General features: G+C 43.5%; 1 protein-coding gene. It reads left to right on the top strand.

Features of this window, described 5'->3' with window-relative positions; translation table 11 throughout:
* On the top strand, positions 1 to 271 hold a 271-nt coding region (locus QP752_RS11275; protein WP_284805547.1), incomplete at both ends, for a hypothetical protein.

The raw sequence follows: 271 nt of genomic DNA, 5'->3' as shown, positions 1-271 counted from the left end.
CGTCCTAAACAAAGTAGTTATCACAGACCAACTACCCAAAGGACTGACGTATGTCAAAGATAGCCTAACAAGTGTCGGTGATGAGCCCCAGCCAATCAGTTTGAAAGAAACTAACGGCACAATCACAGCGGAATACCCAAGTATCACTGATACAAAAGAGCGGAGTATTCGCTTCAAAGTAATCGTTAACGAAGAAGTCAAGGCAGGCGAAACAATTCTCAACAAAGCCAAAGTAGATGACACAGTTAATACGCCCGAAGAACCAGAGGTA

The sequence above is a fragment of the Corynebacterium sp. UMB10321 genome, from assembly GCF_030228725.1.
Taxonomy (GTDB): domain Bacteria; phylum Actinomycetota; class Actinomycetes; order Mycobacteriales; family Mycobacteriaceae; genus Corynebacterium; species Corynebacterium pseudogenitalium.
The sequence above is the reverse complement of the archived record's forward strand: the minus strand, read 5'-3'. Positions and strand labels throughout refer to the sequence as shown.